The sequence below is a fragment of the Enterobacter cloacae complex sp. EB5 genome (assembly GCF_031432835.1).
In the GTDB taxonomy this organism is placed as follows: Bacteria; Pseudomonadota; Gammaproteobacteria; order Enterobacterales; family Enterobacteriaceae; genus Enterobacter; species Enterobacter hormaechei_C.
This window is the reverse complement of the sequence record NZ_CP133860.1, coordinates 1,925,260-1,946,517: the sequence shown is the minus strand read 5'-3', so window position 1 is coordinate 1,946,517 and position 21,258 is coordinate 1,925,260. Positions and strand designations below refer to the sequence as shown.

The following is a 21,258-nucleotide window of genomic DNA, read 5'->3' as shown; positions in this document are numbered from 1 at the left end:
AATCAGCTCAGGAGTAACTCAGTCATGCTGGCCTTCTTAAATCAGGTGCGCAAGCCGACCCTGGATCTGCCGCTCGACGTGCGGCGCAAGATGTGGTTCAAACCGTTCATGCAGTCCTATCTGGTGGTCTTCATTGGCTACCTGACCATGTACCTGATCCGCAAAAACTTTAACATCGCGCAGAACGACATGATCTCCACCTACGGGCTGAGCATGACGCAGCTGGGGATGATTGGCCTGGGCTTCTCCATCACCTACGGCGTGGGGAAAACAGTCGTTTCCTACTACGCGGACGGCAAAAATACCAAGCAGTTCCTGCCGTTTATGCTGATCCTCTCCGCCATCTGTATGCTCGGCTTCAGCGCCAGCATGGGCGCGGGCTCCGTCAGCCTGTTCCTGATGATCGCCTTCTACGCCCTGAGCGGTTTCTTCCAGAGTACCGGCGGGTCGTGCAGCTACTCCACCATCACCAAATGGACGCCGCGCCGCAAGCGGGGTTCGTACCTCGGTATGTGGAACATCTCCCACAACCTCGGCGGGGCGGGTGCGGCAGGCGTGGCGCTGTTTGGCGCGAACTACCTGTTCGACGGCCACGTGATCGGCATGTTTATCTTCCCGTCGATTATCGCCCTGATTGTCGGCTTTATCGGCCTGCGCTACGGCAGCGATTCCCCGGAATCGTACGGCCTCGGCAAAGCTGAAGAGTTGTTCGGGGAGGAGATCAGCGAAGAGGACAAAGAGACTGAAGAAAGCGAGATGTCCAAATGGCAGATCTTTGTTGAGTACGTGCTGAAAAACAAAGTGATCTGGCTGCTCTGCTTCTCGAACATCTTCCTGTACGTGGTGCGTATCGGTATCGACCAGTGGTCCACCGTGTATGCCTTCCAGGAGCTGAAGCTCTCGAAAGAGGTGGCGATTCAGGGCTTCACCCTGTTTGAAGTGGGCGCGCTGGTCGGCACGCTGCTGTGGGGCTGGCTCTCGGATCTCGCCAACGGCCGTCGCGCGCTGGTGGCCTGCGTCGCGCTGGCGCTGATTATCGCTACCCTCGGCGTCTATCAGCACGCCAGCAACCAGTACGTTTACCTGGCGTCGCTGTTTGCGCTCGGCTTCCTGGTGTTCGGTCCGCAGCTGCTGATCGGCGTGGCGGCGGTTGGCTTCGTGCCGAAAAAAGCGATCGGCGCCGCCGATGGGATTAAAGGCACCTTCGCCTACCTGATCGGCGACAGCTTCGCCAAGCTGGGCCTGGGCATGATCGCCGACGGTACGCCGATTTTCGGCCTCACCGGCTGGGCGGGCACCTTCGCCGCGCTGGATGCCGCCGCGATCGGCTGTATCGTCCTTATGGCGATGGTTGCGGTGCTGGAAGAGCGTAAGATCCGCCGCGAGAATCGTGCGCAGAAATTAAAAGTAGCCTGAGTGTGCAGGTAACTTCTTTGCCCGGTGTGTGATGCCGGGCTTTTTTATTTTTCACGGTCTGCCTTTTACCTTTACCCCGCTTTACACACTCACCCTTCTCCATGCTCTACAGTGTTTTTGCTGCCGCCTTTCGTGCAGCCTTAGCCCCTTTTGCTAACGGAGAGCTTGCATGTTGACCCGACGATTGTCCTGCCTGGCGCTGCTGATGGCGCTGGCCTCCCCCGCAATGGCCGCGGATGCCCCCACGTACGGCGAGAAGCTGGAAGGTTTTGACTACGGCTGGCCGGTAAAACACTTTACCTTTACCTCGCAGAACCAGCCTCTGGATATGGCTTACCTGGACGTGAAGCCGGAAAACCCAACGGCCGCACCGTGGTGCTGATGCACAGCAAAAACTTTTGCGCCGGCACCTGGGACGGCACGATCCGCGCGCTTTCAGCCAGCGGGTATCGCGTGATCGCACCCGACCAGATCGGCTTCTGCAAATCCACCAAGCCGGAGCATTATCAGTACACCTTCCAGCAGCTGGCGGATAACACCCACGCGCTGCTGAAAACGCTGGGCGTCGATCGCGTCACGGTTATCGGCCATTCGACCGGCGGCATGCTGGCGACCCGCTACGCGCTGATGTGGCCGCAGCAGGTGGAGCAGCTGGTGATGGTGAACCCAATAGGGCTTGAAGACTAGAAAGCGCGCGGCGTGCCGCATATTACGGTCGACCAGTGGTACCAGCGCGAGCTGAAAGTCAGCGCCGACGGTATTCGTCAGTACGAGAAAAACACCTACTACGCCGGGGAGTGGAAGCCGGAGTACGAGCGCTGGGTCACCATGCTTGCCGGGCTGAACAACGGGCCGGGCAAAGCGCGCGTGGCGTGGAACTCGGCGCTGCTCTACGACATGATTTATACCCAGCCGGTCGTCTATGAATTTAACGAGCTGAAGATGCCAGTATTATTGATGATCGGCACGAAGGACAACACCGCCATCGGGAAAGATCTCGCCCCACCGGAGATCCGCAAGACGCTCGGTAACTACGCGGTGCTGGGCAAAGAGACGGCGAAGCGTATCCCGCACGCGACGCTGGTTGAATTTAACGACATGGGCCACGCGCCGCAGATGCAGGATCCAGCCCGCTTCCACGAGGCGCTGCTGAAAGGACTTCAGGCGCGCTGACTGGTCTCCAGCAACAGCCCGCGCAGCCACGCCTGCGCGGGGTTGCGGTGCGTTCTGCCGTGCCAGGCCATGCTTTTGGTAAAACCGGGCACGGGAACCGGCGTCTCGCAGACGAACATCCCCGCCTGCTTTTCCGCTATGCGTGATGGCACAACGGCAATCATATCGCTGAGGGCCAGCACGTCCGGCAGGACTAAAAAGTTACTCACCGATAAGCCAACATGCCGCGTTCGGCCAGTTTTCTCCAGCGCGCCATCCGTTACGCCGCGAAAACCGTCGCCCTCGTAAGAGACCAGCACATGCTCCAGGGCGCAAAACCGGTCTAACGTCATGGGCTGTCCGGCATCCGGATGGTCAGCACGCATCATGCAAACGTACCGTTCATCATAAAGCGCCCGGCTGTGAAGCTCATCTGGCGTGGTGTGCGGGGTGATCAGCGCCACGTCGACAGAGCCTTGTTCGAACTGGCTGACCAGACGGTCGGATTCCACAGGCACCACGCGCACGCGAATCCCCGGCGCCTGCACCTTAAGCGCAGCGATAAACGGCACGACGACCGCGCGCAGGGCGTAGTCGGTCGCGGCAAGCGTGAAGGTGAACGTTGCGGTGAGCGGATCAAAGGCGATCGGCTGAAGCAGCTCGTCGATATCTGCCAGAATGCGTTTGACGGGAGCCGCCATCGCTTCCGCCCGGGTGGTAGGCACGATGCCGTGCGGCGCGCGGATAAACAGCGGGTCTTCAAAGTAATCCCGCAGGCGGTTAAGCATGCCGCTTACCGCTGGCTGGGTCAGGGCAAGACGCGCCGCCGCGCGGGTGACGCTGCGTTCGTCCAGCAGGGCATCCAGCGTTTTCAGCAGGTTAAGATCCAGCGTGCGCAGATCCGCTTTCATGACGTTTTTCCACCTCTTTTCCGTTTACTATTATGGCGCTGCCCGCTGTTGACGCGCTGCGTTTCCCGCTATGATGGGCGGCTAGTCTAAGGAGAACGCATGGTCTGGATAATGCTGGCAACGCTTGCCGTGGTGTTTGTGGTTGGATTTCGTGTCCTGACCTCAGACTCCCGCCGCGCCATCAAACGTTTAAGCGAGCGGCTGGGGATCACCCCGATGCCGGTCGAGTCGATGATTGACCAGTTCGGTAAAACGCCGGGCAATGAGTTTATCCGCTATCTTGAACGCCCCGACGAGGCGCATTTGCTAAATGCCGCTCAGGTGCTGCTGATCTGGCAGGTCTGCATCGTCGACGCCAGCGAAGAGAATCTGCATACCTGGCACCGCATGCTGCGTAAAGCCCGTCTGGCCGCGCCGATCACCGACGCGCAAATCCGCCTCGCGCTCGGCTTTATGCGCGAGATAGAGCCTGACCCGCAGGAGCTTAACGCCTTCCAGCTGCGCTACAACCAGCTTTTCCTGCCGGAAGAGGGCGTGTTTTACCTGCACTGATATCACGAAACGTGATGAAGAGTATAAAGCATCGTCATTAGATTTATATCACCCGCAGGCGCACCATCACCTTATCAACTAACCGATGAGGTGAACCATGAAACAATCCGCCATTATCTGGCCGAACGACTACCTGCCCGGCACCACCGATAACTTTGCATCCAACGAAATCATCGTCGCCGGGCTGAGCGCAAAAGAGATTTGGGCGCAGCTTAACGACACCACCCTGTGGCCGAACTACTACAGCAACGCCGAAGATATCCGTTTTCACGACGGCAGCGGCCCGGCGCTGAGCGCCAACGCCCGCTTTCGCTTCACCACCTTCGGCTTCCCGGTTGAAGCGCAGGTGACGGAGTATGTTCCGCCCGTGGAGGGCGAAGCCGCGCGTATCGCGTGGCACGGCTGGGTAGAAGGGGATGCGAATTCGCGTCTGGACGTGATCCACGCCTGGCTGTTTGAAGACCTGCCGGGAAACCGCGTGCGCATTCTGACTCAGGAGTCGCAGAAAGGCGTGCCGGCGCAGGAACTTGCGCGCACCGTGCCGAACCCAATGATTAACGGGCATCAGGAGTGGATCGTGGGATTAGCGAATGCCGCTCTTAAGGCTCGCGGGTAATTTTGCCGGGCGGCGCTTTGTTTACCGGGGCTACAAGCCCGTAGGCCGGTGCAAGCGCAGCGCCGCCCGGCATTAAAAACGACAAAAGTTGTCGAAACGTTAAATTCGTCACACTTTTGATGATAAACTGCGCGACTTTTCCGCACGTTTTTATCTTCAGGTGATGCCATGACAGAACATACCCAGCCCACGACCACACCGCAGGCCAAAGAGGTTTCACGCCCCAACTGGTCGGCGGTTTTCTCCGTGGCGTTTTGCGTCGCCTGCCTGATCACCGTCGAGTTCCTGCCGGTGAGCCTGCTGACGCCGATGGCACAGGATCTGGGCATTTCCGAGGGCGTGGCGGGGCAGTCGGTGACCGTCACCGCGTTTGTGGCGATGTTCGCCAGCCTGTTTATCACGCAGGCGATCGGCACCATTGACCGTCGCAAGGTGGTTATTCTGTTCAGCGTGCTGCTGACGCTCTCCTGCCTGCTGGTCTCCTTCGCTGAAAGCTTCACCCTGCTGCTGCTCGGCCGTGCCTGCCTGGGGCTGGGATTAGGCGGCTTCTGGGCGATGTCGGCCTCGCTGACCATGCGCCTGGTGCCCGCGCGCACCGTGCCAAAAGCCTTGTCCGTCATCTTCGGCGCGGTCTCGATCGCGCTGGTGATTGCCGCGCCGCTGGGCAGTTTCCTCGGCGGGATTATCGGCTGGCGTAACGTGTTCAACGCGGCGGCGGTGATGGGCGTGCTGTGCATTATCTGGGTGTGGAAGGCGCTGCCGTCCCTTCCGGGGGAAGCGGCGCACCACAAACAGAACATGTTCGCGCTGCTGAAGCGCCCGGGCGTGCTGGCGGGGATGACCGCCATCTTCATGGCCTTTGCCGGGCAGTTTGCCTTCTTCACCTATATCCGTCCGGTGTATATGACCATGGCGGGCTTTGACGTGGACGGCCTGACGCTGGTGCTCCTGAGCTTCGGTATCGCCAGCTTTGTCGGCACCTCGCTGTCGTCCCAGTTCCTGAAGCGCTCCCTGAAGGTCGCGCTGGCGGGTGCCCCGCTGGTGCTGGCGATCAGCGCCGCAGTGCTGGTGCTGTGGGGCAGCGATAAGTGGGTGGCTTCGGCGATCGCGATTATCTGGGGCTTTGCCTTTGCGCTGGTGCCGGTGGGCTGGTCGACGTGGATCACCCGCTCGCTTGCCGATCAGGCGGAAAAAGCCGGGTCGATTCAGGTGGCGGTGATCCAGCTGGCGAATACCTGCGGCGCGGCGGTGGGTGGCGTAGCGCTCGACCACCTGGGGCTGACCTCGCCGCTGGTAATTTCCGGCACGCTGATGCTGCTGACCGCGCTGCTGGTGGCGGGGAAGGTGAAGGCGAAGTAGTGCTTTTCTCCCTCTCCCGTGGGAGAGGGTTGGGGTGAGGGCATCAGGCTACGCCGATGCCTTAACCCTTCTTCTCGAATCCATCGAAATCAACACCACCGACGACACAATCAACAGCGTCCCCAGCCAGTCCGGCAGGGTGAATGCCACCCCCAGCAACACCACCGACAGCAGCGCGCTGCTCAGCGGCTCGGCGCAGCTCAGAATGCTCGCTTTCGGCCCGCCGATCATCTGTGCGCCTTTCAGATACAGGCTGAACGTCAGCGCGGTGCCAATCACCACCAGGTAGAAAAACGCCAGCAGCAGGCCGCCGTCGATCACGAAGGTGGTGCCGCGTCCGGCGTAGAACGGCGTCAGCATTAATCCCGCAATCAACATACTCCAGCCGACAATCGGCAGCGTGCCGTAGCGGGCAATCAGCGTCGATGGATAGGTGGTGTAAAACGCCGCGGCAAACGCCGAGGCGATGCCGAAGAACAGCGCGGCAGGCGAGATGGAGAGCGACGTCGGGTCGCCGTGGGTCACCAGCAGGAAGGTACCCACAAGCGACGTGAAAATCGCGGATAAGACAAATATGCCGGGACGCGTTTTCCGCGCCAGGGCGAACCACGCCACGATAATGGTCGGCGAAAGAAACTGGAGCACGGTGGCCGTCGCGGCGTTGGATTTTTCAATCGTCAGCAGGAAGGTGAGCTGTACGGTGAGCGCGCCGACGAGTGAGAAAAACAGCAGGCTGAGGGCGTCTTTGCGGTTTTTGATGACCGAGAAAATCTTGTCGCCGTGAACGAAGGAGAGCGTCAGCAGGATCACGCCGGTAAACAGCAGACGAACCATGGTCAGGTAAGGTGAAGAAATGTGGCTTTTCTCCATGATGTACTGCGCGCAAACCCCGGAACTGCCCCATAAAACGGCGGCGATCAGGACGTTGAGCATCCCTTTGCGTGTGGAACCCATGTTCTCCCCTGTTATGTTGGTTTTTTTGTAGCATAACATGGGATCTTGCCGGGTGGCGCTACGCTTACCCGGCCTACAAAACCTTGTAGGGTGCGGTCTGGTGCCCTCACCCCGGCCCTCTCCCACGGGGAGAGGGAGCGAACACTAAAAACGGCAACTCGCGTTGCCGTTTTGCTTTTACCTTAGAACCACGCCTCCCACATCGCGCCGACGTTGAAGTCGTCCAGCGTCTCATCTTTGGTATTGTTCACGCGCGCAGTGCGTTCGTTATCCACTTTGCCGCCGGTCACGTAGAAGCGCAGCATCGGGCGGAACTCCGGCCCCATGGCGATAGACATGTTCTGCGACAGGGTCAGCTTCCAGCCCTTGTTGTCGCCGCCGTTGTCGTAATCCACGTGCTGCCAGCCCGCTTCCAGCCAGGTGGAGTGAACGTCGTTCCACCAGTGCATCGGACGCACGATGGCGTTGTAGTTCTTGCGGTTGTCGGTCTTATCGCGGCTGTTGTCGTAGTCATGGAAGGCGAGGAGGTACTCCACCTGCGTCGCCTGGGTGAATTTGTACAGCCCTTCGAAGCTGGCGTAGACCGTGGTCAGATCCTCGGTTTTGTTGAACACGCTGTTGTCCGAGTTATCGGAGTAGCGGGCAATTACCTTGTTCACGCCGCTGTCGTTGGTATGACTCAGCACCACGCCACCCTGCCAGGCGTTCAGACGCTCGTCGCTCTCCACCGCTTTCGAGTCAAAGCCGTAGTTGGCGTACAGCTCCAGATCCAGCGGACCGAGCTTCATGCCGTGGATTTTGGAGGTGGCGGCGTAGTTGCCCTTGTCGCCCGTGCCGGAACCGCCGGTACAGGTGATGCGCGACGGGTTCGCTTCGTCTTCCATCACTTCCGGGCTACAGGATTCCACCGCTGCCACGGCGGCCACGTCAAACTGCACGCCGCCGATATCGAAGTTCTTCACCCCGGCGCCCTGACCGTCGTGGTTCATCCAGAAGTAATCGTTGATGCCCTGCTGCGGACGCTGGTGGAAGTCGCGACCCGCCCAGAAGTAGGCGTTCGGGTTGGAGGCCATAATGTTGGTCACCCCGGCGTAGGCTTTCTTGAGGTTAACTTCGTCGCCCCAGTGGTCGATCATCACGTTGATGTCCCAGATGGCGCCGTTTTCGCCCTTGAAGGCTTTAGAGAGCTGGAACTCGCCGCCGTTGCCTTCGTTACCCAGACGACCAATGGCGGACGCGCCGTTGTAAGAGCCGTCCACCGCCACGTATTTCTGATCGGCGGCCTGGAAGTGCGCGCCGTAGCGGGCGTAGCCGGTAAATTTAACCCCGAACGGGATCGCCATATCCGGAGATTGCGCCGCGCTCTGCGGCTCGGTCACCACGTCCGCTTTTTTCGCGACCGCCGCATCCATTTTGGCCTGACGCTCGGCCAGGGCTTTATCCACCGCTTTCGCCACAATGGCGTCGATTTGCTCCTGAGTGAATTCCTGAGCGAGGACGGAAATTGGGCAAAGCGCGGCGATAACCGCCATGGTTAATGGAAGTTTTTTAATCGTATTCATGGTTATCTCAATATAGTTTAATTTTATTCAGACAATAACCATCCCGCTCCGATCTGACAGAGTATGTCGCTATCATCAGAACAAGTGGATCTCTATTTAGGGTGCAGAGGTATTGCAGTAATTATTTCGCCATAGACTATCTCTGATATAAATGAATAATTTCTTCGGATAACTCGCGCGCTAATAAGGAATTCATTAAGTGATCCTGCGCGTGCACCATAATTAAGGTCATCGGCTGGCGGGCTTCGCCCGCATCCTGCTCGATCAGTTTGGTCTGCATCTTGTGCGCCTGGCGCGCGTAGCCGTCGGCTTCGCGCAGCAGGCTTTTGGCTTCGTCAAGGTTGCCCTGGCGCGCCGCGTGCAGGGCTTCAAAGCACAGGCTGCGGGACTGACCGGCGTTGACGATAATTTCCATTACGGCTTCTTCTAGTGCGATCATTATCTTTACTCTTTATCAAAGCTATTATTTAAGGCGGTGGCGGCAAACCACTCTCCGCTTTTTTTGATGGTGCGCTGCTGCGTCTCTACATCGAGCTGAATAAAACCGTAGCGGTTTTTATACGCATTACACCACGACCAGTTATCAATAAACGTCCACATATGATAGCCAAGGCAATTGCAGCCTTCGCTAATACCTTTGTGCAGCCACGATAAATGCTCAGAAATAAACTCAATGCGGTATTGATCGTTAATCTGGCCATTTTCAATAAAACGCTGCTCGTTTTCGACACCCATGCCGTTTTCCGAAATAAAGCAGCGAGGGTTGCCGTAATTGTCGCGCAGGTTAACCAGAATATCGTAAATACCCGGCGCGTAGATTTCCCAGCCGCGGTACGGGTTCATCTTGCGGCCCGGCATCTCGTAATTATCAAAGAACCACTCCGGCATAAACGGCGCCTGCGGGTTCACCGCGCTGTCGCGACACTTCACGCGACGCGGCTGATAGTAGTTAACGCCGAGCAGGTCGATTTTCCCTTCCGCGATCAGGAAGCCGTCTTCCGGCTTGCAGGCGGGCAGCTGATCGTAAGATTTCAGCAATGCCACCAGGTCCGCCGGATACTCCCCGCGCAGCACCGGGTCGAGGAAGCTGCGGTTAAACATCAAGTCCGCTATGTGCGCCGCCTTCACGTCCGCCGGGTTCCGGGAGCGCGGGTACGACGGCGTCAGGTTGAGCACGATGCCGATCTCACCCGCGTAGTGTCCGGCGCGGTAAGCCTGAACGGCCTTCGCGTGGGCCAGCACGGTGTGATACGCCACGGTCGCCGCCCGACGAAAATCCACCACGTTCGGGTAGTGGAAGTCGTACAGATAACCGCCTTCCACCGGAACAATCGGCTCGTTGAAGGTAAACCAGTGCAGCACGCGGTCGCCGAACAGCTCGAAGCAAATCTGCGCATAGCGGGCGTACGCGTCCACCACGTCACGGTTTTCCCAGCCGCCAATCTCCTGCATCGCCATCGGCATGTCGAAATGGAACAGGGTGATAAACGGCGTGATGCCCTGTTCATTCAGCTCATCAATGACCTGATTATAAAAATCGACCGCGTCCGGGTTCACTTCACCGATACCGTCGGGGATCAGGCGCGCCCAGCTAATCGAGGTACGAAAGCTGTTGTGGTTCAGCTGCTTTAACAGCTGAATGTCCGTTTTCCAGTGCTGATAAAACGTGGAGGTGTGCTGCGGCCCCACGCCGTTGTGAAAACGGTTCGGCTCGCGGGCAAACCAGTAATCCCACGTGGTTTCGCCCTCTCTTGCCCCTTCCGTCTGGAGAGCGGAGCTTGCGCTGCCCCACCAGAAGTTATCGGGAAATGCGTATTTCATGACCCTTCCTCTTTGACTTAATTACTGACTGTTTCAGCGGTGCCGACGGTTGCCTGAGCTTTCTGCTCTTCATTTTTGATGAGCGTACGCTCATAGGCGCGCAGGAACGGCAGGTACATCAGGGCGGACATCACCATGCAGACCAGGCACATCACCACCGGACTGAGCGCCCAGTTCGCCGCCCACGAGGCGCCAATCGGCGCGGGGGTGGTCCACGGGGTTAACGAAACCACCTGAGCCAGCCAGCCGAGCTTGGTTGCGCCGTACGCCAGGCAGGCGTTGACCAGCGGAACGAATACGAACGGGATAAACAGCATCGGGTTCATGATGATCGGCGCGCCGAACAGAATCGGTTCGTTGATGTTAAAGAAGCTTGGCACCACGCCCATTTTGCCGATGGTGCGCAGGTGCGTAACGCGGCTACGCAGCAGCAGAAAAGCCAGCGGCAGGGTGGAGCCTACGCCGCCAATCAGCAGGTAGTGATCCCAGAAACCTTGCAGATAAACGTGCGGCAGCGCCGCGCCCGCCGCCAGCGCCGCCTGGTTTGCCGAGAGGTTCGCCATCCAGAACGGGTTCATGATGCCGGTGACAATCAGCGACCCGTGGATACCGGCGAACCAGAAGATCTGACACAGCAGCACGGAGAGCAGAATGGCGGGCAGCGAGTCAGACGCCGACACCAGCGGCTCCAGCAGGTGCATGATCGCCTGCGGGATGATCATCCCCGTCTGCGCTTCAATGAACAGGTTCAGCGGGTGCAACGTCCCGATCACCACCATCACCGGGATCAGGATCTCAAACGAACGCGCCACGCCGGTCGGCACTTCCTTCGGCAGGCGGATAGTCACGTTGTTCTGCTTCAGCCACGCATAGACGCGGGTGGAGTAGATCGCGGTGATAAGCGCAGTGAAGATGCCCTGGCCGGAGAGATACTGGGTCGAGATTTTGCCATCGGCATAGGGCGCGGCGACCAGCAGGAAGGCCATAAAGGCCAGCAGGCCGGACATCACCGGATCGAGGTTAAACTGACGCCCCAGGCTTGCCCCAATCCCCACCGAGATGAAGAAGGTCATCACGCCCATGCTGAGGTTAAACGGCAGCATCAGCTGTTCGCGGTAGGTCTCGGAGAAATCCAGCCAGCCGCGGGCGAAGCTGTTGGTGGTATCCGCCGAAAACGGCGGGAAGATAAACACCAGCATAAACGAGCCGATGATCATAAACGGCAGCGCGGCGGTAAAGCCGTCGCGGATGGCAATCACATACTTTTGCTGACCGAGCTTCGCGGCCAGCGGCGTAATTGACTGCTCAATCACCGCGACCATGGATTGATATAACGAACTCATGTGAACACCTTTTAGTGTGCCGCTTCGATGAGCGACAGAGCATAGTCCAGTACTTTATCGCCACGCTGCATGCCGTAATCCATCATGTCGATGGGCTGCACCGGAATGCCTTGCGTCGCTGCCTTGTCTGAGAGCGTCTTTAACATGTATTTCACTTGCGGTCCGAGAAGCACCACCTGATAGTGCGGAAACTGCGTATCAAATTCGGATACGCCATACGCATCTATCTTCACGGGCAAGCCCCGTTCTTTTGCAACATCGATCATTTTGCTGACCAGCAGGCTGGTGGACATCCCGGCAGAGCAGCACAGCATAATCTTGAACATCGACAACCATCCTCAAAATGTAAAAAGTTATTGCGAGGATGATTGGACATGATACGGAAACCGGTTTCCATTTATAAAAGACAGAAGTGTGACAACCATCAAGATCCAATACTTATGAGGCTAATTAACCGGATGTGGGTCACATAATTCGGCTGTTTTGGCATCAAATTGAGTGGAAACGGAAAATCGGTTTCCATGGAAAACGGAAACGGATATACTCCGTTCTGGCTATAATGTGAGCCGTAGCGGTGATGGAAATTACAGACGCCAGTTGCGTCTGACAGGGGAGAGAGATGTCTACAATCAACGATGTATCGCGTCTGGCCGGGGTGTCCAAAGCCACGGTATCACGGGTGTTGAGCGGGTCGCGTGGCGTTAAAGAAGCCAGCCGCCAGGCTGTTCTGAAAGCGGTGGATGAGCTGAACTATCGTCCCAACGTGATTGCCCAGTCGCTGCTCAGCCAGTCGACGGGCTGCATTGGGGTGATTTGCGCGCAGGAAAACATTAACCAGACCACCGGTTACCTGTACGCGCTGGAAAAACACCTCAGCCAGCATCAAAAACATCTGCTGCTGCGTTTCGCACACACAAAAACAGAAGTGATGAATGCCCTTGAAGAACTCTCCTGCGGCTTATGTGATGACATTCTGGTGATTGGCGCGCGTTTCCCGCTGGACGTGGAGATGGACAACGTGATTCTGGTCGACTGTATGGAAGCCGATAACGCCAACAGCATTCAATTCGATCACGCGTTCGCGGCTGAAACGGCCTGTAACTATCTCACCAGCCAGGGGCGTCGCCAGATAGCGCTGATCCACCCGCACGGCAGCGGCTTTGCCGATCAGGTGCTGCTGGGCTACAAACACGCGCTGGAGAAAAACTTCCTGCCCTTTAATCGCAACCTCGTGTTTATGGACGCAACTTCATCGTCCGTTGCGCTTCAGGAATTACTCAACAACGCGTCCACGCTGAACTTTAACGCGCTGCTGGTGGCGGATGAGCAGGAAGCCCAGCGGGTGATCCCGCAGTTACAGGCGTTTAATAAATCGGTACCGGAAGACATCATGGTCTTTAGCCTCGGCGGTTCGCTGCATCTGCCGGGTATTCCGGTGATCCCGGCCATTGAGTATTCCATGGACGCCATGGCGGCGCGCATCGTGAGCTGGCTGACAGAGAAAACGCAGATGCTCGGGTCCTACGTTCTGCGCGGGGATTTGATTATTCCTGATGTGCGGAAGCGTTAAACGTGTGATGTAGGCCGGGTAAGCGCAGCGCCACCCGGCGCTCAACCCTCAGTAATCTTCCATACAATCCACCTGACTGACTGCATCCCAGTAGGCGTCCAGGTTGTCACGCTTCACGGCGGTGATGGCGTTTTTGATCAGCAGCTGATTGGCCTCAGACGACAAAATCATCGCCTGCCAGGCCTTATCGCTCTGCTTTTTCTGCGGGGTACAGGTTTTCTTCACATCTTTCAGGACCTGCTGTTTTATTTGCGCCTCTTTCTCCGGAGCGCTCTTCTCCTGCGCGTGAACAAACGCAGCGAAAATCAGGCAAACGAGCAGGCAAACCAGGTGTGCAGATTTCATCGAAACCTCCTTTGAACGTCACATGCTTCCCCTGAAATATATCGTTACATTCATCAACGCGATTCAAGCCAAAAGTATGAATTTACGCATTCTGCGTGCGGGATCCGATCGCCAGTGCAATGCCATAGCTTACTAACACCGCGAGACTCATTTTCAGCATCGTTTCTCCGCCGATACCGGCAAGAGGCGCTGCGATCCCACCGAATAAAAACATCAGCATGCCCAGAATGGCTGACGCTGTGCCGGACTCCTTCGTGTCGACTGCGCTCATCGCTTCTGAACCCGCAAGGGTGCTGATCCCGCTGTTAAAGGCGACGGTGAAAAAGAGTGCAATCAGTGCCGGAACGGAAAGCTGCATCCACGCAAAGAGCAACGTCAGCCCCGCGCAGGACACCGCCAGAACGAGGCCTGTTCGCATCAATCTTTCCGCCAGATGGCGGCGTGCCAGACGGGAGAAAATCAGCGCTGAGACGATCAGGCCGATACCGTTCACACCGAACAGCAGGCTGAACTGCATGGCGCTCAGGCCATACTCGTTTTGCATCACAAAGGAAGATGCCCCGATATAGGCGAACAGCCCCGCCAGCATGAAGGCCTGGATCAGGCAGTAGCGCATAAAGCGACGATTTTTAAGTACCGTCCTGGCGGTTTGCGTCAGCGATCCCCCGCCCTGTTTCTCTGTGAGGGACTCGCGGATAAAAAGCTGGCTGGCGATCAGCAGCGCCAGACCCGCCCCTGCCATTACCCAGAACAGCATCCGCCAGTCGAAATGCGACGCGATATAGCCACCGAGTACCGGGGACACCACGGGCGCGATGCCGTTGACCGTCATCAGTAGGGCAAAAAACTGCGTTAGCATCGTGCCATGATAGTTATCACGGGCGATGGAGCGGGCAAGTACGGAGCCGCCCGCCCCGGCAACGCCCTGCACAAATCGCCAGCCGATCAGGGCGTAAATATTCTGCGTGCTGGCACAAAGCACTGAAGCCAGTACAAACAGCAAAAGTGAGAACAGCAGCGGCGTTTTACGTCCGATGCGATCGCTTAGCGGGCCGAAAAAGAGTTGTCCCAGCCCCAGGCCAATCAGCGCCGAGGTAAGAGAAAGCTGCGTCAGCGTTGTGGAGGTATTGAGCTGGGTGGCGATCTCCGGCAGCGCCGGAAGATAAAAATCGGAACACAGCGGCCCGATCGCCGTCAGCAGGCCAAGGATGGCCGCGAAAGAAAAAGAGAGTTTTGCCATAGGTATTTACTCTGTTGGCCGGGCAACGTTGCGCCGCCCGGCAGTGATGTTACTGAATCCCGCCGCCCAGCGACTGCCACAGCGTGATGCGGTTTTCCAGGTCGGTTTGCTGCAAGGCAATCAGTGATGCCTGCGCCGACCACAGCGACCGCTGCGCGGTGAGCACCGTCAGATAATCGCCCGCGCCAGCCTTGTAACTGCGCGTCGCCACATCCAGCGTTTTTTGCTCCGCCGCCACGTATTCACGCTGGGCATCAAGCTGTTCACTCAACGTTTCGCGCCGGGCCAGCGCGTCGGCCACGTCCTTAAACGCGCTCTGGATGGTTTTCTCATAGGTCGCAATTAACCCTTTTTTCTCGGCTTCCGCATAGCGCAGCTGCGCCATATTGTTGCCGCCGCTGAACAGCGGCAGGGTGATGGACGGCGCAAACGACCAGACCTTCATCCCGTGGCTGAACAGGGACGACAGCGAATCGCTGCCGACGCCCGCGCTGGCGGTGAGCGAGATGGTCGGGAAGAAGTTGGCGCGCGCCGCCCCGATGTTGGCGTTAGCGCTCAGCAGGTTATGTTCCGCCTCCTGAATGTCCGGACGACGCAGCAGCGCGCTGGAGCTGACGCCCGCCGGGATCAGCGTGATGGCGTTGTCGCTCAGGCTCTCCAGCGTGCCGGGCAGCAGGTTCTCGGGCACCGTATCGCCCGCCAGCAGGTTGAGAGCGTTTTTGTCCTGCATCACCAGCGTCTGGTAGCTCGCCACGCTGGCGCGCGCCTGCTGGTAAACCGCCATCGCTTCACTGACGTCCGTTGCCGCCGCCACGCCCACTTCCTGCTGGCGCTTCACAATCTTGAGCGAGTTTGCGGCGCTCTCCAGGGTGGACTTCGCCAGCGCCAGATTGCTGTTATCCGCCGCCAGCGTCACCCAGGCCGTGGTCAGCTCGCTGACCATCGTCAGGCGCGTGTTCTGCGCGGTGAATTCGCTGGCAAGCCAGGTTTCACGCGCGGCGCGCGACAGGCTCTGGTTGCGGCCAAACAGATCCAGCTCGAAGCTGGAGACCGCGCCGTTGGCTTCGTCACTTGTCGCGACGCCGCTCGCCAGCGTGCGGCTGCGGGTGTGGCTCAGTTCCGCGTCCACCGTCGGGAACAGGGACGAGCGCGTTTCGCCATACTGGGCACGGGCGGCGTCGATATCCGCTATCGCTTTCTGCACGTCGCGGTTGCTGTTGAGCGCCATCGTCACCACGCTTTTCAACCGCGCATCATTCATCACCTGCTGCCACTGGCTCACCACGGCGTTGGCTTCGCCGTGCGCGCCGGGCAGGGTGGCCGGAACGGGCGCGTCCGGGCGCTGATACGTGGGATCTAATGACACACAGCCTGCGCTCAGCAGGGCTAACGCTAAAACAGTTACACGAAACATTATGACCTCCGGTTTGCGTGCTTACCGGAGAACAGACGTTTCACCAGTACAAAGAATAAAGGAACAAAGAAGATGGCCAGCAGCGTCGCGGCCAGCGTCCCGCCGATAATGCCGGTACCGATCGCCACGCGGCTGTTGGCCCCGGCGCCGGTGGCAATCGCCAGCGGCGTCACGCCTGCGATAAACGCCAGCGAGGTCATGATGATCGGACGCAGACGCGTCTGGGCGGCCCGCAGGGCGGCGCGCGTCAGGGAGTAGCCTTCGGCGACTTTGGCTTCGGCAAACTCGACAATCAGAATGGCATTCTTCGACGACAGACCGATGGTGGTCAGCAGCGCCACCTGGAAGTAGACGTCGTTGCTCAGGCCACGCAGGGAGGCGGCAATGGCCGCGCCCAGCACCCCAAGCGGGATCACGAGGATGACCGAAATGGGCACCGACCAGCTCTCATACAGCGCCGCCAGGCACAGGAACACCACCAGGATGGAGAGGGCATAGAGGCTCATCGCCTGACCGCTCGCCAGTTTTTCCTGCAACGACAAACCGCTCCATGCCCAGGTGCTGCCGGACGGCAGGTCATTCGCCAGTTGCTCCATTTTGCTCATCGCCGTACCGGAGCTGGCGCCGCTGGCGTTCTCGCCCTGAATTTCATACGCCGCCGAGCCGTTGTAGCGCACCAGGCTTTCCGGGCCATACTCCCAGCGGGTGGTGGCGAAGGCGGAGAACGGGGTCATGGTGCTGTCGCTGCCGCGCACATACCATTTGTTAAGATCCGACGGCACCGCGCGATAGTCGCTGTCGCCCTGGATGTAGACCTTTTTCACGCGGCCACGGTCAATGAAGTCGTTCACGTAGGTGCCGCCCCAGGCGCTGGAGAGGGTGTCGGTCACGTCGCTCAGGGAGAGCCCCAGCGACACGGCTTTGTTGTTATCGATATCCACCTGAAGCTGCGGCATCTGCGGCAGATCGTTGGCGCGCACGGCGTGCAGCGAGCTGTCCTGATTGGCTTCGCCAATCAGCTGGTTACGCAGTTTCAGCAGCGCGTCGCGGTCGGTGCCGCCGCTGGCCATCAGCTCAAAGGTAAAACCGTTGCTCTGGCCTAAACCATCCACCGCCGGGGGCGTCATGGCGAAAATGGTGGCATCCCGAATGGTGCTCAGCTCCTGCGTGGCGCGCAGGGCAATGGCCTGGGCGGTGTTTTCCTCGCCTTTGCGCTCTGACCAGTTTTTCAGGGAGACGAACGCCATCCCGGCGTTCTGGCCGCTGCCGCTGAAGCTGAAGCCTTCAACGGTGAAGATCACGTCGGTATTGGCTTTCTCTTTGGTGAGGAACCACTCGCGTACCTGGCGGCTTACCTCGGCGGTACGCACCGCGGTTGCGCCGGCAGGCAGGGTGTACTGCACCATGATTTCACCCTGGTCTTCGGTTGGCAGGAAGCTGCCCGGCAGTTTTAGCATGGCGAACCCCATCGCGCCGCAGAGCAGGGCGTAGATGACCAGCATGCCGCCGGAACGGCGCAGGGCGCGCAGAACCTTATTCTGATAGCCGTGCTCGGTCTTACTGTAGAAGCGGTTAAACGCGCCGAAGAAACCTTTTTTGTGCGGAGCGGTGTGATTCAGGATCGAGCCGCACAGCGCGGGCGTCAGGGTCAGCGCCACCACCACGGAGAGGAACATCGCCGAAATAATGGTGACCGAGAACTGACGGTAAATCACCCCGGTTGAGCCGCCGAAGAAGGCCATCGGCAGAAATACCGCAGAGAGCACCAGCGCAATGGCGATCAGCGCGCCGGAAATTTCGCCCATCGATTTTTCGGTCGCTTCCCGGGCGGGCAGCCCTTCGTCGCGCATAATACGCTCGACGTTTTCCACCACCACGATGGCGTCATCCACCAGAAGCCCTATCGCCAGCACCATCGCAAACAGCGTCAGGGTATTGATGGAGTAACCGAACAGCGCCAGCACGCCGAAGGTACCCAGCAGAACGACTGGCACTGCCAGCGCCGGGATCAGCGTCGCGCGGATGTTTTGCAGGAACAGGTACATCACCACCACCACGAGGATAATGGCTTCGAACAGGGTCTGAATCACGTCCTCAACGGAGATCTTGATGAACTCGGTGCTGTCTTTCGGGTAGGCCACGTCGTAGCCTTCCGGCATCGACTTTTTGAACTCGGCGATCTTGTCTTTTACCGCCGTGGCGGTGTTAAGCGCGTTGGCGCCCGGTGAGAGCATCACCGCCATACCCGCCGCCGGGTGGCCGTTCAGCTTCGCGGTGGCGGTGTAATCTTCGCTGCCCATCTCCACGCGCGCGACGTCGCTGATGCGCACCACCGCACCGTTGGACTGGCTCTTGACGATGATCTTTTTGAACTCATCGACCGTTTGCAGACGCGACTGAGCGCGGACGGTGGCGGTCAGCTGTTGGGCGTTCGACGAGGGCAGTGCGCCGATTTTACCGGCGGAGACCTGCACGTTCTGGGCTTCAATCGCGCTCTGCACGTCGGAGGGCATCAGCGAGTACGACGCCAGCTTCGCCGGGTCGAGCCAGATGCGCATCGCGTATTCCGCGCCGAACACCTGTAGGCTACCGACGCCATCCACGCGCGCCAGCGGGTCCTGCATATTACTCACCAGCCAGTCGGCGATATCCGAGCTGCTGGCGGTGTCGGTTTTGTCATACACGCCCATGATCAGCAGGAAGTTGCTCTGGGATTTTTCAACGGTGATCCCGGACTGCTGCACCTCGGTTGGCAGGCGCGATTCCGCCTGCTGGACTTTGTTCTGCACCTGCACCTGAGCGGTGTCCGGATCGGTTCCTTGTTCAAACGTGACGGTAATGCTCACCGACCCGTCCGAGCTGCTGGTGGAGGTGAAGTAGAGCAGGTTATCCAGCCCGGTGAGCTGCTGCTCGATCACCTGCGTCACGCTGTTTTCCAGCGTCTGCGCAGAAGCGCCGGTGTAGGTGGCGGAGATTTTGATCGACGGCGGAGCCACGTCCGGGTACTGCGCAACGGGCAGCGTGCGGATCGCCAGCATCCCGGCGAGCATGATGAGAATGGCAATAACCCAGGCAAAGACCGGGCGACGCACGAAGAAACGGGAAAACATCAGGCGTTTCCTCCGTTGGTTTTCATCTCTTCAGCTTTCACTTCCTGCCCGGCGGTGACTTTATCGGTGCCTTCCACAATCAGCTTATCGCCCGCCTTCAGGCCGCTCAGCACCAGCCATTTGTCGCCGTAGGTGTCGCCCGTCTCCAGCTGACGCTGCTCGACCTTGTTGCTGGCGTTCACCACCAGCGCGGTGGCGGTGCCTTTGGCGTCGCGGGTGATGCCCTGCTGCGGGGCGAGGATCGCGTCATTCATGACGCCTTCATCCACTCTGGCGCGGACGAACATGCCCGGCAGAAGCTGATGCTGCGGGTTCGGGAAGACGGCGCGCAGGGTGACGGAGCCGGTAGACTCATCCACCGCCACTTCGGTCAGCGCCAGATGGCCTTTTTCGCTGTAGCTGCTGCCGTCTTCGAGGATCAACGACACGTTCAGCGTATCGCTGTTGCTGGCGAGGGTTTGCTTGCGTAATCGCAGCAGATCGGCGCTGGAACGGGTTAAGTCGACGTACATACTGTCCAGCCCGCGAATGGTGGCCAGCGCGGTATCCTGCTGGGCGGTCACCAGCGCGCCGGGGGTTACAGAGGAGATGCCGATACGTCCGGCAATTGGCGCGGTGACGGTGGTCCAGTTGAGGTTAATGCGGGCGCTTTCCAGCGCGGCTTTCTTTGACTCGACGCTGGCTTTGTCCTGCGCGCAGGTGGACTTCGCGTCTTCCGCATCCTGACGTGATACGCCGTCGTCCTTCACCAGCTGCGCATAGCGCCGGGCTTTCTGGCAGTCGGCCTGCACCAGCGCCTGCGCCTGTTTCAGTGCGGCGGCGGCTTCATCATACGCGGCGCGGTAGCTGGAAGGATCGATCTGATACAGCGCCTGCCCGGCCTTGACCGTATCGCCTTCGGTGAACAGGCGCTTCTGGATAATGCCGCCTACCTGGGGGCGCACTTCGGCGCTCATTGCGGCGGCGGTGCGTCCGGTCAGCTCGCTGACGACGGACACCGGCTGGCTCATGAGTGTGACAATCCCCACTTCCGGAAGAGGACGCTGGGGAGCAGATGTTTGCGCATTATCGCACCCTGTCAGGAGGAGTAATGCCGCGATGGAGGTTGTTATGGTTTTCATAATCTTTTTCCAGGGTGAACGAAGCCTGCCCTGTTAATTGCTTAACAGGGAGGAGGGTTAATTAAAAGCACAGCGATCCCGCATCTCTGGCTGAGCCAGAAATGAAAAAAGGGAAATTACTTATTTCCGCTAATTATTCACATGCGATTACTTCGCAGAGAAAATCATATTTAAAATATTCTGGTATATAGGTTCTAATTGTTCTGACGGTACTTTTAAAGGCGTGAGTCGACGGTAAATCGTGCCTTCGATCATCACGGCGGTAATCTCCACGCAGCAGCGAATATGCTCATCGCTCAGGTGAGGGAACTGCTTTTTCAGGTGCTCACAGGCGTTGGCGAACATGCGGGCTTCGGCTTCGATCAGCATGTTTGCCACCAGCGGATTGCGCGTGGCCTCTGCGGACATTTCGAGCATCAGCGCGTCATCGTCTTCTTTAAGCGTCTGGCGCCAGGCAAGCGCCTGCGGCATCCCTTCAACCAGGGTTTTGCCCTGCATCTCCTCGATACGTGAGTCGATAATGCGCCGGATCATCTCTTCAATAATCGCGTCTTTGTTACTGAAATAGCGATAGATTTGTCCGACGCTGAGCCTGGCTTCGCTGGCGATCTGCGACATGCTGGCAGCGTGAAATCCACTGGCGCGAAAGCAGCGGCGCGCGGCGGTGATGATTTCGTCCTGCCGCAGTTTTTGTCGTTCTTCCAGCTTTGTACTCATTGTCGGCTACCGTAAAAAGTGAGAATGATCGTTCTCATTATACGTTTTCGGAGAC

The 21,258-nt window shown here is 58.7% G+C and carries 18 protein-coding genes and 1 pseudogene; 6 read left to right on the top strand and 13 right to left on the bottom strand.

What is annotated here, in order from left to right; genetic code table 11:
* Positions 1-24: 24 nt before the first annotated feature.
* Positions 25-1,416, top strand: a complete 1,392-nt coding sequence (gene uhpT, locus RHN82_RS09310) for a hexose-6-phosphate:phosphate antiporter (protein WP_047050654.1) — start codon at positions 25-27, stop codon at positions 1,414-1,416.
* 169 nt (positions 1,417-1,585) lie between these two features.
* A pseudogene (locus tag RHN82_RS09305) lies at positions 1,586-2,589 on the top strand (alpha/beta fold hydrolase).
* Here the strand turns inward: RHN82_RS09305 and RHN82_RS09300 are convergent.
* On the bottom strand, positions 2,577-3,479 hold the full coding sequence (locus RHN82_RS09300; RefSeq protein WP_048982755.1) for a LysR family transcriptional regulator: 903 nt from the start codon (positions 3,477-3,479) through the stop codon (positions 2,577-2,579). The pseudogene RHN82_RS09305 and the gene RHN82_RS09300 sit on opposite strands and share 13 nt — an antisense overlap.
* 99 nt (positions 3,480-3,578) lie before the next feature.
* On the opposite strand from RHN82_RS09300, the gene RHN82_RS09295 reads away from it, so the two are divergent.
* The 3 genes from RHN82_RS09295 to nepI all read left to right on the top strand — a co-directional run bounded on the left by RHN82_RS09295 (position 3,579) and on the right by nepI (position 6,006).
* Positions 3,579-4,031, top strand: coding sequence for a DUF1198 domain-containing protein (locus RHN82_RS09295; protein WP_045333531.1), 453 nt, complete (start codon positions 3,579-3,581; stop codon positions 4,029-4,031).
* Positions 4,032-4,128: 97 nt separating this feature from the next.
* Positions 4,129-4,647: an SRPBCC domain-containing protein gene (locus tag RHN82_RS09290; protein WP_017694007.1), complete on the top strand. Its 519-nt coding sequence runs from the start codon at positions 4,129-4,131 to the stop codon at positions 4,645-4,647.
* Between the two features lie 168 nt (positions 4,648-4,815).
* Positions 4,816-6,006: a purine ribonucleoside efflux pump NepI gene (nepI, locus tag RHN82_RS09285; RefSeq protein WP_015570108.1), complete on the top strand. Its 1,191-nt coding sequence runs from the start codon at positions 4,816-4,818 to the stop codon at positions 6,004-6,006.
* Between the two features lie 48 nt (positions 6,007-6,054).
* Here nepI and RHN82_RS09280 read toward each other — a convergent pair whose 3' ends face one another.
* The 6 genes from RHN82_RS09280 to RHN82_RS09255 form a co-directional block, all read right to left on the bottom strand.
* Positions 6,055-6,960, bottom strand: coding sequence for an EamA family transporter (locus RHN82_RS09280; RefSeq protein WP_023315096.1), 906 nt, complete (start codon positions 6,958-6,960; stop codon positions 6,055-6,057).
* A 182-nt stretch (positions 6,961-7,142) separates the two neighbouring features.
* Complete coding sequence (locus RHN82_RS09275) at positions 7,143-8,522, bottom strand: carbohydrate porin (protein WP_015570106.1); 1,380 nt, start codon at positions 8,520-8,522, stop codon at positions 7,143-7,145.
* 136 nt (positions 8,523-8,658) lie between these two features.
* The gene (locus RHN82_RS09270) at positions 8,659-8,961 is read right to left on the bottom strand and encodes a PTS lactose/cellobiose transporter subunit IIA (protein WP_014168006.1); all 303 of its coding nucleotides are present in this window, start codon (positions 8,959-8,961) and stop codon (positions 8,659-8,661) included.
* Between the two features lie 5 nt (positions 8,962-8,966).
* Positions 8,967-10,343 carry a glycoside hydrolase family 1 protein gene (locus RHN82_RS09265; RefSeq protein WP_047050662.1) on the bottom strand — a complete coding sequence of 459 codons (1,377 nt, stop codon included), beginning with the start codon at positions 10,341-10,343 and terminating at the stop codon, positions 8,967-8,969.
* Positions 10,344-10,360: 17 nt separating this feature from the next.
* Positions 10,361-11,686 (bottom strand): PTS cellobiose transporter subunit IIC, encoded by a 1,326-nt coding sequence (locus RHN82_RS09260; protein ID WP_017694004.1) that lies wholly within the window; start codon positions 11,684-11,686, stop codon positions 10,361-10,363.
* Positions 11,687-11,697: 11 nt separating this feature from the next.
* The gene (locus tag RHN82_RS09255; protein ID WP_003861034.1) at positions 11,698-12,012 is read right to left on the bottom strand and encodes a PTS sugar transporter subunit IIB; all 315 of its coding nucleotides are present in this window, start codon (positions 12,010-12,012) and stop codon (positions 11,698-11,700) included.
* 293 nt (positions 12,013-12,305) lie between these two features.
* On the opposite strand from RHN82_RS09255, the gene RHN82_RS09250 reads away from it, so the two are divergent.
* Positions 12,306-13,256 carry a LacI family DNA-binding transcriptional regulator gene (locus RHN82_RS09250; RefSeq protein ID WP_047050663.1) on the top strand — a complete coding sequence of 317 codons (951 nt, stop codon included), beginning with the start codon at positions 12,306-12,308 and terminating at the stop codon, positions 13,254-13,256.
* A 48-nt stretch (positions 13,257-13,304) separates the two neighbouring features.
* Here the strand turns inward: RHN82_RS09250 and RHN82_RS09245 are convergent, their stop codons facing one another.
* The 6 genes from RHN82_RS09245 to RHN82_RS09220 form a co-directional block, all read right to left on the bottom strand.
* Positions 13,305-13,601 (bottom strand): YicS family protein, encoded by a 297-nt coding sequence (locus tag RHN82_RS09245; protein ID WP_003861030.1) that lies wholly within the window; start codon positions 13,599-13,601, stop codon positions 13,305-13,307.
* Positions 13,602-13,683: 82 nt separating this feature from the next.
* Positions 13,684-14,841, bottom strand: a complete 1,158-nt coding sequence (locus tag RHN82_RS09240; RefSeq protein ID WP_048982756.1) for a multidrug effflux MFS transporter — start codon at positions 14,839-14,841, stop codon at positions 13,684-13,686.
* 49 nt (positions 14,842-14,890) lie between these two features.
* Complete coding sequence (locus tag RHN82_RS09235; protein WP_047050667.1) at positions 14,891-16,255, bottom strand: efflux transporter outer membrane subunit; 1,365 nt, start codon at positions 16,253-16,255, stop codon at positions 14,891-14,893.
* Entirely contained in the window at positions 16,255-19,365 is a 3,111-nt protein-coding gene (locus RHN82_RS09230; protein ID WP_047050669.1) for an efflux RND transporter permease subunit, read from the bottom strand. The genes RHN82_RS09235 and RHN82_RS09230 overlap by 1 nt, the downstream gene beginning before the upstream one ends.
* Positions 19,365-20,486, bottom strand: a complete 1,122-nt coding sequence (locus RHN82_RS09225; protein WP_047050671.1) for an efflux RND transporter periplasmic adaptor subunit — start codon at positions 20,484-20,486, stop codon at positions 19,365-19,367. The genes RHN82_RS09230 and RHN82_RS09225 overlap by 1 nt, the downstream gene beginning before the upstream one ends.
* A 147-nt stretch (positions 20,487-20,633) precedes the next feature.
* Positions 20,634-21,203 (bottom strand): TetR/AcrR family transcriptional regulator, encoded by a 570-nt coding sequence (locus tag RHN82_RS09220; RefSeq protein ID WP_032103771.1) that lies wholly within the window; start codon positions 21,201-21,203, stop codon positions 20,634-20,636.
* Between the last annotated feature and the right edge of the window lie 55 nt (positions 21,204-21,258).

What these genes read in the sequence shown, in the direction of transcription:
- uhpT (WP_047050654.1), top strand. Translation starts at nt 25, where the DNA reads ATGCTGGCCTTCTTAAATCAGGTGCGCAAGCCGACCCTGGATCTGCCG.
- RHN82_RS09300 (WP_048982755.1), bottom strand. Translation starts at nt 3,479, where the DNA reads ATGAAAGCGGATCTGCGCACGCTGGATCTTAACCTGCTGAAAACGCTG.
- RHN82_RS09295 (WP_045333531.1), top strand. Translation starts at nt 3,579, where the DNA reads ATGGTCTGGATAATGCTGGCAACGCTTGCCGTGGTGTTTGTGGTTGGA.
- RHN82_RS09290 (WP_017694007.1), top strand. Translation starts at nt 4,129, where the DNA reads ATGAAACAATCCGCCATTATCTGGCCGAACGACTACCTGCCCGGCACC.
- nepI (WP_015570108.1), top strand. Translation starts at nt 4,816, where the DNA reads ATGACAGAACATACCCAGCCCACGACCACACCGCAGGCCAAAGAGGTT.
- RHN82_RS09280 (WP_023315096.1), bottom strand. Translation starts at nt 6,960, where the DNA reads ATGGGTTCCACACGCAAAGGGATGCTCAACGTCCTGATCGCCGCCGTT.
- RHN82_RS09275 (WP_015570106.1), bottom strand. Translation starts at nt 8,522, where the DNA reads ATGAATACGATTAAAAAACTTCCATTAACCATGGCGGTTATCGCCGCG.
- RHN82_RS09270 (WP_014168006.1), bottom strand. Translation starts at nt 8,961, where the DNA reads ATGATCGCACTAGAAGAAGCCGTAATGGAAATTATCGTCAACGCCGGT.
- RHN82_RS09265 (WP_047050662.1), bottom strand. Translation starts at nt 10,343, where the DNA reads ATGAAATACGCATTTCCCGATAACTTCTGGTGGGGCAGCGCAAGCTCC.
- RHN82_RS09260 (WP_017694004.1), bottom strand. Translation starts at nt 11,686, where the DNA reads ATGAGTTCGTTATATCAATCCATGGTCGCGGTGATTGAGCAGTCAATT.
- RHN82_RS09255 (WP_003861034.1), bottom strand. Translation starts at nt 12,012, where the DNA reads ATGTTCAAGATTATGCTGTGCTGCTCTGCCGGGATGTCCACCAGCCTG.
- RHN82_RS09250 (WP_047050663.1), top strand. Translation starts at nt 12,306, where the DNA reads ATGTCTACAATCAACGATGTATCGCGTCTGGCCGGGGTGTCCAAAGCC.
- RHN82_RS09245 (WP_003861030.1), bottom strand. Translation starts at nt 13,601, where the DNA reads ATGAAATCTGCACACCTGGTTTGCCTGCTCGTTTGCCTGATTTTCGCT.
- RHN82_RS09240 (WP_048982756.1), bottom strand. Translation starts at nt 14,841, where the DNA reads ATGGCAAAACTCTCTTTTTCTTTCGCGGCCATCCTTGGCCTGCTGACG.
- RHN82_RS09235 (WP_047050667.1), bottom strand. Translation starts at nt 16,255, where the DNA reads ATGTTTCGTGTAACTGTTTTAGCGTTAGCCCTGCTGAGCGCAGGCTGT.
- RHN82_RS09230 (WP_047050669.1), bottom strand. Translation starts at nt 19,365, where the DNA reads ATGTTTTCCCGTTTCTTCGTGCGTCGCCCGGTCTTTGCCTGGGTTATT.
- RHN82_RS09225 (WP_047050671.1), bottom strand. Translation starts at nt 20,486, where the DNA reads ATGAAAACCATAACAACCTCCATCGCGGCATTACTCCTCCTGACAGGG.
- RHN82_RS09220 (WP_032103771.1), bottom strand. Translation starts at nt 21,203, where the DNA reads ATGAGTACAAAGCTGGAAGAACGACAAAAACTGCGGCAGGACGAAATC.